Here is a 17,135-nt window from a genome sequence, read left to right as displayed (position 1 = left end):
CTAAGGAAAGGCTCAGTTATTCTGAGCCTTTTTATTTCCTATGAAAAAAACACTGTTCTTTATATTAAGCTCACTGCCTGGTGTAGCTCTAGCAGGCTTCAACTTTAGCTATGCTGATGAAATCGTAGAGTTGGGATACTCGGTAGATATTAAGGACAATTCCTACCTGTACGTAGGAGCCGATACTTCCAACTGGTTTGCGGTAGGCTATGGGCACTCTTACCTGTTTGAAACACTAACTAGAGTCTCTGGCTATTACGAATACTCCCAGTGGGACAACGTGTTACTCGGTGACTTTGGCGTAAGAACCAAAAGCAACTTGCTAGACCTCTCTGTCACCCAGTTCTTTAAAAACTCGAGCGTCAAGCTTGGAGCAAAGTACGAGCTCATCGATGACAGCGGCTGGGAGTTTGAAGCGGGTGATAAACAGTCAGTGTATACCGGATACAGCTATTACTTTGAGAATTGGTATGTTTCCTCAACTTACACTCACTCACTTAGACACTATGACGATGAGTTATGGGGAGATAGCGATAGCGACTTTCGATCCAATGAGCTCGAACTCACTTTGGGGCTAAATCGAATTTGGAAAGTTTCACCTTACATCAAAACAACCGCTTTTAGAGCTCATTCTAGTGACATTTACTACAGCTGGAGTGTCGGTGGATCACTCACTTGGTAATCCCATTGATAACCAAAGCTTATGACCCATATAAGACCTAGAAATTAGAGCTTATAAGTATAGATATTTACTATACACACATCGGAACAAAGTCATTTCTAGGAAGGAAAGCACATAAACTTTAAGAGAAATTCAAAATGAAATTAGCTTTCACAACACTTTTAACTGCTTCACTTCTATCAACAACTGCATTAGCAAATACATTTGAAAGCCAACATCGTGTCGGGCTTGGTTTTAGCAGTACTGATATGACAGATGATTTCTTTGGCAGCTCATACACATCAGATTGGGGAAACGGCATCAAGCTTGAGTATGGCTATGAGTTCAATCAAATCGTTGGCCTCAACGTCTCTTACGCTAAGAACAAAGACAGCGTATCGCTTCAAGGCGCCTCAGCAGAACTCGATGGTACCACTTTCCAAATCGACGCTGATATTGGTTACAAGTTTATGTTGGATGGTTTCGCAATTAAGCCTTACGGCGTGATTGGCCTAGCACGATACAACGAAGAAATTAGCACCAATTTCATGGGTACGGACTCTTGGAATGACACGAGCTTTGTCCTCGGCGCAGGTGTTCGAGCAGATATTGGCCAACACTTTTACAGTGATATCCGTATCGACCTTACAAGCTATGACGACGGTTTTGACACAATGGATTACGACCAGTTCTCATTCACCGTCGGCTACAAATTCTAATCACTGTATCGCTTTGATTTAAACTCATACGCCATGGATGGCTGTATTCAATCCACTGAGTATCCATGATGAAAAAACACCTTCTTGCACTTGCACTGTTAGCTCCCTTTACTGCGTCAGCTTCAGGCTTGCACCTTTCACCAGAAATTAAAATGGGCCCTTATCTCGGAGCTGGTATTTCAGGCGGGGGGATGCAGTTAGGCGTGACCGACGTTTTAGGGCTAGACGCACTTTATGTCAGTTATTCTCACACGTCGGCAGAAATTCTACTCGATAAAGACAGACTCAAAACCTATCGCGTTGGTGGACAGTACCAGTTTATAGATCATCCAATGAAAATGGCACTTCAGCTAGAAGCTGGGGTAGTTGAATACGAAGGGAAACGTGACTATGTGTTCTCTAGTGCAACTCGCCATGAAGAAGGTAATGGTGCGAGTATTTCTGCATCATGGGTGGTATTCGTAAACGACAATGTCGGCTTTAGACTAGGTACCGACTTCAACTATATCGATAAGAGCGACACCCTGTTCGAAACGAACTGGTCTGCCACTATTTCTTCAGGCGTTGTTTTTCACTTTTAACGAAGTGCGTCATCTATGCTCTGTTCGCCCAAGTGGCGAACATCTTTTCCTTTCACAAAGTAGATGATGTACTCACAAATGTTCTGACAGCGATCCCCGACTCGTTCAATGGCTCGTGCTGACCACATCACTTGCAAAATGTTAGGAATGTTCTTCGGGTCTTCCATCATATACGTCATTAACTGGCGAATGACGGCTTCGTATTCCGCGTCAATCTTATCATCCAGTTTATACACCGCTGCAGCGGCATCAACGTCCATACGCGCAAACGCATCCAATACTTGGTGAAGCATACTGATGGCTTGGCGACACAGAGGCTCAAGGGAGACTTGGAATTGACGCTCTTTTGAAGATGGGCTTTCAATCGCCACTTCCGCTATTTTTGTCGCAACATCACCAATGCGCTCTAAATCGGTAATGGTTTTGATGATCGCCATAATAAGACGCAGATCTTTTGCCGTTGGCTGACGTTTGGCAATGATTCGAGTACACGCTTCATCAATAGAAACTTCCATCGAATTCACTTTGTGATCGTCACGAATTACCTTTCTCGCCAATTCGATGTCTTCTTTGTGCAGCGCCTGCATAGCAAAAGAAAGTTGCTGCTCGACCAATCCACCCATAGTTAACACGTGGGTACGAATCGACTCTAACTCGACATTAAACTGACCTGAAATATGACGACCAAAATTCATAAATAAAGTTATTCTCTCTTTGGGGATAAATAGGAAAAATCACATACTGGATAAGCACCCAACTGCCCTTGTTCTAGATAGCTAAACTGTAGCAAGGCAGTAAAAGATTTCAGCCCTATGAGCATAGCTCGTCTATGTGATTAGGGTGAAATGTCGCAGTTAACACCACTACCGTTTCAAATATGACCAACAAGCCTAACCATATCTACCTGTAATGTAGTCTTCAGTCTGCTTTTTCAACGGCGACGTGAAAATAGAATCCGTATCTGAGTATTCGATCAACTTACCCATGTGTATAAAGGCAGTGTGGTCGCTCACTCGAGCCGCTTGTTGCATGTTATGGGTAACAATCACAACGGTATATTTGGTTTTCAGCTCGTTGATCAGTTCTTCAATGGTCAGGGTTGAGATTGGGTCGAGCGCCGACGTTGGCTCATCAAGCAGCAGGACTTCTGGTTCGATTGCAATCGCACGGGCGATGACCAAACGCTGTTGCTGACCACCGGAAAGACCAAACGCATTTTCATGCAGCCGATCTTTTACCTCTTCCCATAATGCTGATGCTCTTAAAGAACGTTCAACGGCATCATCGAGCTCACGGCTATTGTTGACGCCCTGCAAACGCAATCCATACACCACGTTTTCATAAATCGATTTAGGGAATGGATTAGGTCTTTGAAACACCATGCCAACTCGGCGACGCAGCGTTGCTACATCCACATCGGGATCGTAGACATTCTTACCGTGTAGCTTAACCTTGCCTTTGACTCGGCAGCCTTCAACAAGATCATTCATGCGATTAATACAGCGAAGCAATGTCGACTTACCGCAACCCGATGGACCGATAAATGCCGTCACCTGTCCTTTAGGAATACGCATTGAAATATCACTTAAAGCCTTAGCACTTTGGTAGTGAAGATTCAGCCCTTCGATCGAAATCGCCGTCAGATCATCACTAAGATTATTTACATCTAACGGAGTTGGGTAGCCAAGTGTTTGATTGACAGAAAACATGCTTAATCTTGTCCTAAAGTTCGGTATTTCTCGCGAAGATTGTTACGAATGCTGATGGCCGTTAAATTCAAGCCAATGATCACCGTAACCAACAATAACGACGTCGCATAAACCAGTGGGCGAGCACTCTCAATATTGGTCGTTTGGAAGCCTACATCATAAATATGAAAGCCTAAATGCATGAACTTGCGCTCTAAATGCAAGAATGGGAACTGACTGTCGACTGGCAAGCTGGATGCAAGCTTTACCGCCCCGACTAACATCAATGGTGCCACTTCACCGGCTGCTCGCGCAATCGCCAGAATCAACCCTGTGATCATCGCAGGGCTTGCCATAGGAAGAACGATACGCCACATGGTTTCAAACTGAGTTGCGCCTAATGCCAAAGAACCATGACGCACAGAGCTCGGGATGCGGCTTAAGCCCTCTTCTGTAGCAACAATCACGACCGGTAAGGTCAAAACAGCCAGAGTGAGTGCCGACCATAGTAGACCCGGTGTGCCAAAGGTTGGCGCAGGTAATCGTTCTTGATAAAACAACGAGTCAATGGAGCCGCCCAAGGTATAAACAAAAAAGCCTAAACCAAACACACCATAAACAATCGACGGTACACCCGCTAGGTTAATCACAGCGACCCTGATGAGGCGAGTAAAGGCGTTGTTCTTGGCATATTCATGCAAATAAACCGCCGCAATGACGCCCAGTGGCATCACCACAATCGACATGATCAACACCATCAAAACCGTGCCGAACATGGCCGGGAATACGCCACCTTCAGAGTTGGACTCACGAGGGTCATCGGATAAGAACTTCCACGCTTGTTTACTCCAACGAATCAGCTTATCAACCGGTGACATCTGATTCGGGTACCACAAGTCCAAAATCTGGCTCAGAGGGATCTTAACCTGCTGCCCTGTCATATCTTGTACAAGTAAGCCTTGGCTTTCAAGTTGGCTACGCAAGTTATCAAGCATGCTTTCGGCATTCGCTAGCTGGGCAAGATACTGACCATTTTCGCTCTTATAACGCTCAAGAAAAGCCTCATCCAGCTCATCATTAAGTTTACGTTTGCGCTTTTCTAGACGCAGACGCTCCGCCTGAGCACTCACCACTCGGATTTCTTGGGTAATCAAACGATCAATTTCATCTCTAAGCACTTTAGAAAAAGCTAACCCGGAGGCGATTTCTTTGTCTAAATCTTGACTAATACGTCCATCTTCAAGCTGGTAACCCACTGGCTTACCGAAAAAATCACCGCCCAAAGTACGCTCAATCACCGCCCACTCTTTAGGCTTAACCGGAGAGTTAAGATCAAGTTCCAACAAAGAGACAAAATCTGAGTCATAGAGATCTCGGTTCGCCACTTTAATATCAACGCGTTTAGCCAGCCCACGCTGCACAGTCTCTTCCGGGAGGACAATGTCCATATCGGTCAGGTGGGTGATCGGCACATACTCTTGGCTGTAGATTTGCCCAATAAGAAGATCACCTTGTTTGGTTTCCCATTGATAAAGAGGCGCGGGCCAAAAATAGGAAAGCCCTTTCCAACCAATAAGCAGCAGTAGCCCCAATACGGACAACAAGCTGATGCTGACTGCACCGCCCGTTAACCATATCCAAGGAGAGCCGGATTTTAACCACTTAAACACGTTGAAAGATTCCTAAATAATTGACGATTAAAGCGAGCGATATTTTTCGCGTAAGCGCTGACGAACCCATTCCGCCACCGAGTTCACCGCAAAGGTAAAGATAAGCAGCAGCAACGCCGCTAAGAAAAGAATGCGATAGTGCGAGCTGCCTACTTCTGATTCTGGCATTTCGACCGCAATGGTTGCTGACAGCGTTCGCATCCCTTCAAGAATATTCCAGTCCATGATTGGCGTATTACCCGTGGCCATAAGCACAATCATAGTCTCCCCGACAGCGCGGCCTAAGCCCATCATAATCGCAGAGAAAATACCAGGGCTAGCAGTGAGCAGCACCACATGGATCAGCGTTTGCCATTGTGTGGCACCTAACGCCAGTGAACCATCGGATAAGTGCTTAGGCACAGAAAAGATCGCATCTTCGGCAATGGTAAAGATGGTCGGAATAACGGCAAATCCCATTGCAAAACCAACCACTAAGGCATTGCGCTGATCGTAATCTATCCCCTGTTCAGCAAGGAATACTCTGACGTCACCATTGAAGAACCACGATTCAATATTGCCACTTTGAGCTAAGACAATCACACTGATGATCACAAGAGCAGGCATCAAGATTGCCGCATGTAACCCATTAGAAAACCGGCCTGTCCAATGCGCAGGAAGTGCATGCCAAATTCCGCCAATCATTACCGTCGATATAGGTAAAAACAGCATTAGCGCTACAATCGCGGCTAAATGCGTTTCAACCATTGGCGCAAACCACAAACCAGCAAGGAAGCCAATGATCACCGTCGGCAGCGCTTCCATCAATTCAATCGACGGTTTGACGACTCGGCGCATTTTCGGGGTCATGAAGTAAGCGGTATAAATTGCGCCAAATACCGCAATCGGCACAGCAAACAGCATTGCGAACGCCGCGGCTTTCAACGTACCAAACGCAATCGGCACTAAAGAAAACTTTGCTTCAAACTCATCACTGGCCGATGTTGTTTGCCATACAAACTCCGGCTCTGGGTAGCCCTCGTACCACACTTTGTTCCACAGTGACGATGGCGAGATTTCTGGATAAGGATTATCAACCGCTGCAATACTTAACTTGTTCTCTTGCACCGCAAGCACATAAAGCTCGTTGTGCGACATCGCTGCTAACTTCGGCGCTTTTTGATAGGCACGATTAAACAGCACTAACTTTTCACTCGTGGTGTAATGGCTTTGCACTGTGCCATTAATGTAGAAACTGTAGAAGCCTTTACGGTAAGTATCAGGCAAAAGGAATTGAAGCTCAGAAGCCAATTGGAACTGACGAATATCAGTTAAGCTGCGTTGTCCATCTTTGAGAACATCGAACCATTGAGAGACTAAGCCATCATGATGAGTCACGAGCAGCGAATATGCGCCTGAAAGTAAATCGATATCCGTTACCGAGTGCTCTGGTTTGCCTTGGCTCAAATCAACGACTTCTCTCACGACAAAACGTTGTCGCACTTTCTTTGCCACAACTAACTCCGAACCACTACGAAGGTAAATGGTTTGGCCGTCTGGCGTCACAAGAATTTGGTCTAGCTTTTCGATCGGCTGTGGAAAGGCATACGTAATGACTTGACCACTTTCATCGCTCCACCTCGCTCTGACTCGACCGTCTTGATACCAACCGACTAGAGTGACGTTAGGTTCAGTGGAAAAAGCGAATTGCTTCAGTGAAACGTCTGGAACAGCCAAATCAAAAGGCAAAGATCGGTCTAATAAGTTTGGGGAAAATTTGCGATGTTCTTCACTTAGAACAAAGTCCATACGTGGTTTCACAATACGAACTTGCCCTGCTGGTTCAGCAAAAGCAAACCAGCCTAATGCACTAACTGATTGAGCAAAAAGCGCATTTGGCTCAGACAACTTTTCAGTGAGCACAGGAGTGTCACTTGGTTCGATCAGCGACCAAAAATCGATCATCCCTGATTGGGAGATCACATAGGCATTTTCACCGTATTCATCAACACCGGCTGCGATAGGCTGAGCTATAGTCACAGGAAGAGTGCGAACATTAGGGGTAATTTTGGCGTCACTGAACAATGGCAAAACCATGATGGCAAGATAAACGAAGATAAGCACAAGAGCAGCGAGCACGCCTACGCCACCAGCAGATACCGCAAATCGAACCAATCTATCTTTGATTAGTCGCTTTCGATCCCGCTCTCGCAATGAGAATTGTGCCTGTGCCATGCCTATCTCTTACCTATTTTCGTCCGAGGGTATAATATTTCCATTAGGTGACAATTATATTACAGTTCACAATAAACAACTGAAAACAATGCAATAAAATTTCGCAATAAAAGTGTCATATAAAGACCTTAACTTGCTAACGCATCCACGTTACAACGGTCAGAGGTAAGATGATGAGTACAGAAAAGCTGTATATTGAAAAAGAGTTAAGTTGGCTCTCTTTTAACGAACGCGTCTTACAAGAGGCTGCAGATAAAGACGTTCCTCTGATTGAAAGAATCCGATTTCTTGGCATATTTTCCAATAACTTAGATGAATTTTACAAAGTCAGATTCTCTGATGTAAAACGCAGGATCCTCATCAGCCAAGAACGTGGCCAAAACGACAACTCCAAACACCTACTGACCAAAATGCAGACCAAAGCTCTCAAATTGAATGAGCGTTTTGATGAACTCTACACCGAACTAATTCGTGATATGGCCCGTCATGGGATCTTCCTCGTCAATGAACATCAACTGAGCGCTTCCCAGCAACAGTGGATCAGGCAGTACTTTCACAAAGAGTTACTTCCGCACATTACCCCTATATTGTTACGGGATGATATTGATGTTCTTCAGTTCCTAAAAGATGAATACGCCTATATTGCGGTCGACCTACAAAAGCAGTCCGTCAGTCAGTATGCCTTGATAGAGATCCCAACCGATCATCTGCCTCGGTTCATCATGGTTCCAGAGCAAGAAGACCCGCAGCGAAAGACCATCATTTTGCTCGATAATATTATTCGTTACTGCCTTGATGATTTGTTCCGCGGCTTCTTCGACTACGATGAGCTCAATGGCTACGCAATGAAGATGACTCGCGATGCCGAATATGATCTCAATTACGAAGTCGAACACAGCCTTATCGAACAAATGTCAGAAGGTGTAAATCAACGTTTGACGGCGATGCCAGTGCGTTTTGTCTATGAGCGAGACATGCCACCAACGATGCTGGAGTATTTGTGTAATAAACTTAGGGTATCGAACTATGATAGTCTGATACCCGGCGGGCGATACCACAATTTCAAAGACTTTATCGGCTTTCCAAATGTTGGCGATGCCTTTTTAGAGAATGAGCCATTGCCGCCAATGCTGTGTGCTGATTTCGATGGCTATGCCAATAGCTTTGATGCGATAAAAGCACAAGACATCTTACTCCACTACCCTTACCACACCTTCGAGCACATCAGTGAGTGGGTGCGCCAAGCCTCTTTTGATCCCAAAGTCACAGCCATCAAAATTAATATTTATCGCGTGGCGAAAGACTCTCGTCTGATGAACTCTCTTATTGATGCGGTGCACAACGGCAAACAAGTCACCGTTGTGGTTGAACTGCAAGCGAGATTTGACGAAGAAGCCAACATTGGCTGGTCGAAGATACTCACCGAAGCTGGTGTGCATGTGGTCTTTGGTGTTCCAGGCTTAAAGATTCACTCTAAGCTGCTTTTGGTAAGCCGAAAAGAAGGCGAAGATATTGTCCGTTATGCCCATATTGGCACCGGTAATTTTCACGAGAAAAATGCGCGTATCTATACCGACTTCTCGTTACTTACCGCAGACCCCGATTTGACCAATGAGGTTCGCGGTGTGTTCAACTATATCGAGAACCCTTATCGACCAAGCAAGTTCCACCACCTCATCGTGTCGCCGAGAAACTCTCGCAAGCAGCTCTATCGATTAATCGACAAAGAGATTCGTAATGCAGAGCAAGGGTTGCCTGCCGCACTCACACTGAAAGCCAATAACTTGGTAGATAAAGGACTGATCAATAAGCTTTACGAAGCCAGTGGGGTCGGAGTTAAGATAAAAATGATCATCCGCGGGATGTGTTCATTGGTTGCCGGTGTTGAAGGCATCAGTGACAACATTGAGATCATCAGCATCGTGGACCGCTTTTTAGAGCACCCTCGCGTCATCATTACCCACAACAACGGTGACCCTCAGGTTTATATTTCGTCAGCGGATTGGATGACCCGCAACATCGATCACCGCATTGAAGTCGCGGCCCCGATCCGTGACCAACGTCTTAAACAGCGCATTATTGATATCATCGAGCTCCACTTTACCGATACAGTAAAAGCTCGATGGATCGATAAAGAGATGAGCAACCGCTACGTAGAGTCTGGAAATCAAAAGAAAATACGCTCGCAGATTGCCATTTACGACTATCTTAAACATGTAGAACAACAAACCCAAACACGTAACAAGATGCGTAACGAAACACGCAAAGAACAGTCGGAATGTTATGACCCAACTTCAACCTCAGGAAGTGCGTGATGTCGCTGCTATCGACCTTGGCTCTAACAGCTTTCACATGGTCGTGGCTCGCGTAGTTGAACAAAATCTCCAATTAGTCAGTCGCCACAAACAACGTGTTCATCTTGCTTCAGGGCTGGATGCACAAAAGAATTTAGATCACGCCGCCATAGAACGCGGATTAGAGTGTCTCGCGATGTTTGCTGAGCGGCTACAAGGGTTTAGCCCAAGTAACGTGCGCATTGCCGCCACTCATACTCTGCGCCAAGCCAATAATGCTCATATTTTCCTCCAGCGAGCTCGCGAAGTACTTCCTTTCCCTATTGAAATTATTCCTGGGGTAGAAGAAGCCCGATTGATCTATCTAGGTGTCGCTCATACTCAACCAGAATCCAATTCGAAACTGGTGGTCGACATTGGTGGCGGCAGTACCGAAATGATCATCGGCCAAGCTTTCAAACCCGAGTTAATTAACAGTAAGCAAATGGGCTGTGTGAGTTACACCAATCAGTTCTTTGCGAACGGTAAGCTTTCCAACAAAAACTTTGCCAAAGCAACCCTTGCCGCAGAGCAAAAGCTAGAATCCATCTCTGGGCATTATCGAAAGCTCGGTTGGGAAATCGCCTTTGGTTCATCAGGCACCATTAAGGCGATTAGAGAAGTCCTGATTGGACTAGGTTATGACGATGGCATCATCACACTCAAACGATTAGACAAGCTGAGTGAGAAACTGTGTGAATGGCAGACAATTGAAGAGATCGAACTGACTGGCTTGACGCCTGAGCGTAAACCGGTTTTCGCTGCGGGTGTTGCCATCTTATCTGCCATTTTCAAAGCGCTGAAGATTTCTAACATGCACTTCTCACAAGGCGCATTACGTGAAGGCTTATTGTTTGAAATGGAAGATGGATTTAAGCGTAGCGACATTCGAATGCGCACCACCGAAGCGTTGGCAAGTAAACACCTTGTCGACCTTGAACATGCTGCCCGCATCAAAGGCCAAGCAAAAGAGTTTCTGCAACAATTGCATGGTGAATTAGGGATTAAAGCAAACTCAGAACTGTTCGATTTATTAGAGTGGAGTGCGTTGCTGCATGAAGTTGGACTGAGCATAAGCCTACAAGCTTTCCATCGTCATTCCGCTTACATCTTGCGCCATACTTACATGCCAGGCTTCAACCAAGAACAGCAGCGTGTACTCGCCATGCTGGTGCGCTTTCAACGCAAAGCCCTCAAGCTTCATGAACTGGAAGAGATGTCCCTATTTAAAAAGCGTCACATTGTAGATCTGATTCGGATTCTGCGTTTGTCTATCTTGGTTAATGTTCAGCGCAATGATGATCCGCTACCGCCACTTTCGGTATCCATTAATGGCGATCAGTGGACACTCACAAGCAGTGACAGTGAATGGCTAGATCACAACAAACTTTTGCATGCCGATTTAGTCACTGAGCAAGAATATTGGCGTAATGCTGGGTGGTCTCTGAATTTCTAGGCCATTGGCTTATGCCACCAGATAACGTGGCATAACCGTTTATGAATCATTGAGGCTGAAGAGCAACTTTCGCTAGTTCACGCATCGCGATGTCGGGTGAAATGGGTACGTAACCATCTTTAGAAACGAGCGCTTGGCCTTGAGCTGAATAGATAAAACGGATGAACTCTTGCTCAATGGGACTGAGCGGTTTGAATGGGTGCTTGTTTACATAAACATAGAGGTAGCGTGATAGTGGGTACTTACCAGACAAGATATTTTCTTGGCTTGCCTCGACATAATCGCTGCCTTGTTTGGCAATCGGCAGTAACTTAGCGCCAGAGACTTGATAACCAATTCCGGAGTATCCAATGGTGTTAATCGCCGAGCTTACAGATTGAACCACAGAAGCCGAACCGGGCTGCTCATTGACGCTACTTTTGAAATCACCACCACATAAGGCATTCTTTTTAAAATAACCGTAAGTGCCCGACACTGAATTGCGCCCAAACAGCTGCATCCCTCGTTTCGCCCACGGGTAATCCATTCCTAGATCCGCCCAAGTTTGCAAAGGCTCGGTCGCACCGCAGCGCAGCGTAACTGAGAAGATCTGATCAAGCTGAGTAAAATTCAGCCCCTGAATAGGGTTATCACGGTGAACAAAAATACCAATCGCATCGATAGCAACTCTCAGCTCAGTCGGCTTGTAGCCATGCTCTCGCTCAAAGGCTTCAACTTCACGATTTCGCATTGGGCGACTCATCGGCCCTAATTGAGCCGTACGCTCGGTTAATGCTGGTGGCGCCGTTGAAGAGCCCGATGCTTGGACTTGACCATTCACACTTGGGTAAACACGTTTAAACTCTTCAAACCATAATGTCGTCATGCCGGCCAAGGTATCTGAACCGACACTGGAAATACTGCCGGTGATCCCTGCGACCTTTTTATATTTAGGTAAAGCGACATCTTTCGATATGGCCGGTAATGAACACGTAAGGCCAATGAGTAAAGTAGCGATGAGGCGTATTTTCATTAGCTCACCACCAAACGGCTAGGGAGTATGAAAGAGAATTTACTGCCAACGCCCACTTCACTACCAATCTCCAGATGTGAGTCATGGTGAGTCAGCGCGTGCTTCACAATCGCAAGGCCTAATCCGCTTCCCCCCGTATCACGAGATCGTGCTTTATCCACTCGATAAAAGCGCTCAGTTAGGCGATGTAAGTGTTGCGGCTCAATGCCATCGCCACTGTCTTCCACTTCCAGATGTGCACCTTGAGAGGTGTGATACCAACGCACATTGATACTCGCACCGGCCGGTGTATATTTGACTGCGTTATAGACAAGGTTTGATATGGCACTGCGCAGTTGGTCTTCATCCGCAAACACTCGCAAACTGCTATCGACATCAAATGTCAGCTTGTGGTTATTGTCACCACTTAAGCTTGCGGCTTCTTTTTCAAGCACTTCAAGCATCGCTGGCACGTTAACCACTTCTTCTAGCTCATGCATCGGCGCCGCTTCAATCTTGGACAGCGTCAGCAACTGATTCACCAGGCTGTTCATCCGGTTGAGCTGCTCGGTCATCACACCATGGGCTTTCGGCCACATTGGGCCAACCACCATATCTGGGTCTTCGGTCATCTCAAGATAACCTTGCAGTACCGTCATTGGCGTACGAAGCTCGTGAGAAACGTTAGCAAAGAAGTTGCGGCGCATACCTTCAAGCTGCTTAAGCTGAGTGACATCACGCACCACCATCAAGTGTTCACCTTCCGTGTATGGCACGATACGCAGTTCTAGCATACGCTCCACATTCAATGGCGAGCACATTTCTAGCGGCTCAGAGAAGTCTTGCTTATTGAGGTACTTGATAAAGTCAGGAGTACGAATCAAGTTAGAGATAGGCTGACCAGTATCATCCGGCCATTTGAAGCCCAGTAAGTGTTGAGCCAGTTTATTACACCAAACAATATTACCTTCGCCACGAAAGACCACCACGGCATCGGGCAGCGATTCTGCACCATTACGGAAACGACGAATCAGATTGGTGAGTTCTTTGCGCTTTTTGCGCTGGCGCTGCTGCAGGCGATAAATGCCATTAAACAGAGATTCCCAATTACCGGAACCAGAAGGCGGCGTCAGGCGTTTTTCATCCCACAACCAAGAAGATAAGCGCATTTGATTATGCAAATGCCACACAAGCTGCAAAACCGTGGCCGCCAAAAGCAACCACGGCATATAACCGAATATCCAGCCTACAATCACCCAAGGGGTGTAAAAAAAAGCCAGCTCCCAGGCCAGCTTTTTCCAAGTTAACCGTTCGACCACTTACCTCTCCAAATGGTAACGTCTAATTCTACGCTTTCGTTGAGAAACGATAGCCCGCACCGCGAACTGTCTGAATCAACTTATCGTGCCCTGCTGCTTCTAATGCTTTACGTAGGCGACGAATGTGCACATCAACCGTACGGTCTTCAACATATACGTTAGTGCCCCATACGTTGTTTAAAAGCTGTTCACGGCTGTAAACACGCTCTTGGTGCGTCATAAAGAAGTGCAGCATCTTGAACTCTGTTGGGCCCATATCAAGCGCTTCATCGTTTGCCGTAACGCGGTGTGAAACCGGATCCAGCTTCAAGCCTTGCACGTCAATTACGTCTTCTAATGCGGTTGGCGTTACACGGCGAATCACCGCTTTAAGACGAGCCACCAGCTCTTTCGGTGAAAATGGCTTAGTGATGTAATCATCCGCACCCACTTCTAGGCCGCGCACTTTATCTTCTTCTTCACCACGTGCCGTTAGCATCACAACTGGAATGTTGCGCGTTAGCTCTTCACGCTTCATGTGTTTAATGAAGTTAATCCCGCTACCGCCTGGCAACATCCAATCTAGTAGAACTAGATCAGGGAAGGGTTCAGCCAATTTAGTTACCGCACTGTCGTAATCTTCCGCTTCTACTGCTTGGTAACCTTTCTGTTCAAGAACAAAGCATAGCATTTCGCGAATTGGCGCTTCGTCTTCAACAACCAGAATCCTTCTAGACATAATTGAATAACCTTATGTTAGTTAAGTTATTTGAGTTTGTTCAGCTCTTTGCAACGCTAAGCATTATCACTAGCAATTATGACACTTTTGTGACCTTTGAAAACAAATTTTCATATAACTTTCATCCCACTATTGTGTGTTTGCAGTAAGACAAGACGCTCAAAAGCCTTTATTATTGGCAGCAACTTTACAGGTACAGAGAAAAAATATGTGGTTTAAAAACTGTCTGGTTTATCGCTTCAACCGCGAAATCGAATTCAACGCTGACCAACTAGAAAAACAACTGGCTGAGTTTCGTTTTACGCCATGTGGTAGCCAAGATAAGCAAAAATTTGGCTGGGTTACGGCGATGGGTAAACATGGCGACATGATGACTCATGTGTCTGAAAACCGCATTCTAGTTTGTGCCAAGAAAGAAGAAAAAATGCTTCCTGCATCAGTGATTAAAGACTCATTGAATGCCAAGATCGAAGCAATGGAAGTACAGGAAGGTCGCCCTCTTAAAAAGAAAGAGAAAGACAATCTGAAAGACGACATCGTCATGGATCTTCTGCCACGTGCATTTAGTCGCAGTAGCCATACTTACGTACTGATCCTACCAAAAGAAGGCTTCATTTTAGTCGATGCAAGCAGCTCGAAAAAAGCTGAAGATGTCTTGGCTCTACTGCGTAAAACGATGGGTAGCCTACCCGTTGTACCAGCGATTCCTGAAAAGCCAATTGAAACAACATTAACTGAATGGGTTAAAACGGGTGAAACGCCTGTTGGTATCCAGATGCTGGATGAAGCTGAGCTTAAATCGGTACTTGAAGAAGGCGGCGTGATCCGTTGTAAGAAGCAAGAACTGACAGCCGATGAAATTCGTAGCCACATCGAAGCCGACAAGATGGTAACGAAGCTGGCGATTTGGTGGCAAGAGCGCATTGAATGTATTCTGGCTGAAGATGGCAGCATCAAACGCCTGAAGTTCTCTGATGAACTGAAAGATCAAAACGATGATATCCCACGTGAAGATCAAGCTGCTCGCTTTGATGCAGACTTCTCTCTAATGTGTGGTGAGTTCAGCGCATTCTTACCAAATATTTACGAATGCTTAGGCGGTCTGCCGCATCCGAACGCATAAATAAGCTGTGCCGCGGGACATTTTAGAATGACCTGTGTAGCTATTGTGACAAGTATGCGCAGACATTACTCTGCGCATCATTTCAACTATATAATTCCCCTCTAGCGACTTGGAAAGCAATAGCTATTCTGGTCATTCATGCCTTAAACAAATTTCGTGTACATTCTGTTCTGGTCACAAGTCACGTTTTGACGTAAAATTTGCGCCCCCGATCCCATGTGGTGGAATCGGCCTGACTTGAGATCAGATTAAGAGAATTACACATGACTGAGAAAGCATTCGTACCAGAGCTACTGTCACCTGCAGGTAGCCTTAAAAACATGCGTTACGCATTTGCCTACGGCGCAGACGCGGTATACGCTGGCCAACCTCGTTACAGCCTTCGCGTACGTAACAACGAGTTCAACCACGAGAACCTACAAATTGGTATCGACGAAGCACATGCCCAAGGCAAAAAGCTTTACGTGGTATGTAACATCCAACCGCACAACTCTAAGCTAAAAACCTTCATCCGCGACCTTAAGCCGGTTATAGAAATGGGCCCAGACGCACTAATCATGTCTGACCCAGGTCTAATCATGATGGTTCGTGAAGCGTTCCCAGAGATGCCTATTCACCTGTCAGTTCAAGCGAACGCAGTAAACTGGGCAACCGTTAAGTTCTGGGCTGCTAACGGCGTTGAGCGTGTAATTGTATCTCGTGAGCTTTCTCTAGAAGAGATCGAAGAGATTCGTGAACACTGCCCTGAGACTGAACTAGAAGTGTTCGTTCACGGCGCTCTATGTATGGCTTACTCAGGCCGCTGCCTACTTTCTGGTTACATCAACAAACGTGACCCTAACCAAGGTACATGTACTAACGCATGTCGTTGGGAATACAAAGTTGAAGAAGGCAAAGAAAATGACACTGGCGACATCGTAGAGAAGTTTGACCCGGCAGAAGCGCAAGCGGTTGAAGTTCAGGATGAGCGCCCTGAAACGACTATCGGTCGTGGCAAACCAACGGATGAAGTGGTTCTGCTTTCTGAAGCGCACCGTCCAGAAGAGAAGATGGCGGCTTACGAAGATGAGCACGGCACTTACATCATGAACTCGAAAGACCTACGCGCTATCCAGCACGTTGAGCGTCTGACGAAGATGGGTGTTCACTCACTGAAGATCGAAGGTCGTACTAAATCTTTCTACTACTGTGCTCGTACTGCTCAGGTTTACCGTAAAGCGATTGATGACGCTGTTGCTGGCAAACCATTTGATGAAAGCCTAATGGGTACACTAGAGAGCCTAGCGCACCGTGGTTACACGGAAGGCTTCCTACGTCGCCACACGCACGATGCTTACCAAAACTACGACTACGGTTACTCTGTATCTGACGCTCAGCAATTTGTTGGTGAGTTCACTGGCAAACGCCGTGGTGACCTTGCAGAAGTTGAAGTGAAGAACAAATTCATTGTTGGTGATAGCCTTGAGCTGATGACGCCAAAAGGCAACGTAGTCTTCACACTTGAAGCAATGGAAAACCGCAAGTCAGAAGTTATTGATGACGCAAAAGGAAATGGCCACTTCGTATTCATTCCTGTTCCACAAGATATGGACCTAGAATACGGCCTATTAATGCGTAACTTAAACGATGGTCAGGATACCCGTAACCCAACAGGTAAATAAG

At 46.0% G+C, this 17,135-nt stretch carries 14 protein-coding genes; 7 read left to right on the top strand and 7 right to left on the bottom strand.

The features are described from left to right. The first annotated feature begins 40 nt into the window (after nucleotides 1-40). The 3 genes from EJ063_RS12515 to EJ063_RS12505 all read left to right on the top strand — a co-directional run bounded on the left by EJ063_RS12515 (nucleotide 41) and on the right by EJ063_RS12505 (nucleotide 1,961). On the top strand, nucleotides 41-682 hold the full coding sequence (locus EJ063_RS12515; RefSeq protein WP_126574617.1) for a hypothetical protein: 642 nt from the start codon (nucleotides 41-43) through the stop codon (nucleotides 680-682). A 137-nt stretch (nucleotides 683-819) separates the two neighbouring features. Then, a complete protein-coding gene (locus EJ063_RS12510; RefSeq protein WP_126574616.1) occupies nucleotides 820-1,380 on the top strand; it encodes a porin family protein in 561 nt (186 codons plus the stop codon). A gap of 65 nt (nucleotides 1,381-1,445) precedes the next feature. After that, nucleotides 1,446-1,961: a hypothetical protein gene (locus EJ063_RS12505; RefSeq protein WP_341866952.1), complete on the top strand. Its 516-nt coding sequence runs from the start codon at nucleotides 1,446-1,448 to the stop codon at nucleotides 1,959-1,961. On the opposite strand, the gene phoU is transcribed toward EJ063_RS12505, so the two are convergent. From phoU to EJ063_RS12485, 4 genes are all read right to left on the bottom strand, one after another. Beyond that, complete coding sequence (gene phoU, locus EJ063_RS12500; RefSeq protein WP_126574615.1) at nucleotides 1,958-2,656, bottom strand: phosphate signaling complex protein PhoU; 699 nt, start codon at nucleotides 2,654-2,656, stop codon at nucleotides 1,958-1,960. The genes EJ063_RS12505 and phoU overlap by 4 nt on opposite strands. Before the next feature lie 195 nt (nucleotides 2,657-2,851). Beyond that, a complete protein-coding gene (gene pstB / locus EJ063_RS12495; RefSeq protein ID WP_126574614.1) occupies nucleotides 2,852-3,670 on the bottom strand; it encodes a phosphate ABC transporter ATP-binding protein PstB in 819 nt (272 codons plus the stop codon). 2 nt (nucleotides 3,671-3,672) lie between these two features. Next, nucleotides 3,673-5,319, bottom strand: a complete 1,647-nt coding sequence (gene pstA, locus EJ063_RS12490; protein ID WP_126574613.1) for a phosphate ABC transporter permease PstA — start codon at nucleotides 5,317-5,319, stop codon at nucleotides 3,673-3,675. 27 nt (nucleotides 5,320-5,346) lie between these two features. Then, a complete protein-coding gene (locus EJ063_RS12485; RefSeq protein ID WP_126574612.1) occupies nucleotides 5,347-7,533 on the bottom strand; it encodes an ABC transporter permease subunit in 2,187 nt (728 codons plus the stop codon). Between the two features lie 173 nt (nucleotides 7,534-7,706). Here EJ063_RS12485 and ppk1 point away from each other — a divergent pair, with 173 nt between their 5' ends. Beyond that, entirely contained in the window at nucleotides 7,707-9,848 is a 2,142-nt protein-coding gene (ppk1, locus tag EJ063_RS12480; protein ID WP_126574803.1) for a polyphosphate kinase 1, read from the top strand. Then, nucleotides 9,817-11,322: an exopolyphosphatase gene (ppx, locus tag EJ063_RS12475; protein ID WP_126574611.1), complete on the top strand. Its 1,506-nt coding sequence runs from the start codon at nucleotides 9,817-9,819 to the stop codon at nucleotides 11,320-11,322. Before ppk1 ends, ppx begins: the two co-directional genes overlap by 32 nt. A gap of 46 nt (nucleotides 11,323-11,368) precedes the next feature. On the opposite strand, the gene EJ063_RS12470 is transcribed toward ppx, so the two are convergent. Genes EJ063_RS12470 through phoB form a run of 3 tightly spaced genes read right to left on the bottom strand, consistent with a single transcriptional unit; the run spans nucleotide 11,369 to nucleotide 14,350 of the window. Beyond that, nucleotides 11,369-12,334, bottom strand: coding sequence for a PstS family phosphate ABC transporter substrate-binding protein (locus tag EJ063_RS12470; RefSeq protein ID WP_126574610.1), 966 nt, complete (start codon nucleotides 12,332-12,334; stop codon nucleotides 11,369-11,371). Next, entirely contained in the window at nucleotides 12,334-13,632 is a 1,299-nt protein-coding gene (gene phoR, locus EJ063_RS12465; protein ID WP_126574609.1) for a phosphate regulon sensor histidine kinase PhoR, read from the bottom strand. Before phoR ends, EJ063_RS12470 begins: the two co-directional genes overlap by 1 nt. Before the next feature lie 28 nt (nucleotides 13,633-13,660). Continuing rightward, complete coding sequence (phoB, locus tag EJ063_RS12460) at nucleotides 13,661-14,350, bottom strand: phosphate regulon transcriptional regulator PhoB (protein ID WP_004747931.1); 690 nt, start codon at nucleotides 14,348-14,350, stop codon at nucleotides 13,661-13,663. Between the two features lie 208 nt (nucleotides 14,351-14,558). Here phoB and rdgC point away from each other — a divergent pair, with 208 nt between their 5' ends. Continuing rightward, a complete protein-coding gene (rdgC, locus tag EJ063_RS12455) occupies nucleotides 14,559-15,473 on the top strand; it encodes a recombination-associated protein RdgC (protein ID WP_126574608.1) in 915 nt (304 codons plus the stop codon). Nucleotides 15,474-15,736: 263 nt separating this feature from the next. Continuing rightward, entirely contained in the window at nucleotides 15,737-17,134 is a 1,398-nt protein-coding gene (gene trhP / locus EJ063_RS12450; protein WP_126574607.1) for a prephenate-dependent tRNA uridine(34) hydroxylase TrhP, read from the top strand. Nucleotide 17,135: the final 1 nt, after the last annotated feature.

The organism is Vibrio aquaticus (assembly GCF_003970385.1).
GTDB lineage: Bacteria > Pseudomonadota > Gammaproteobacteria > Enterobacterales > Vibrionaceae > Vibrio > Vibrio aquaticus.
The sequence above is the reverse complement of the archived record's forward strand: the minus strand, read 5'-3'. Positions and strand labels throughout refer to the sequence as shown.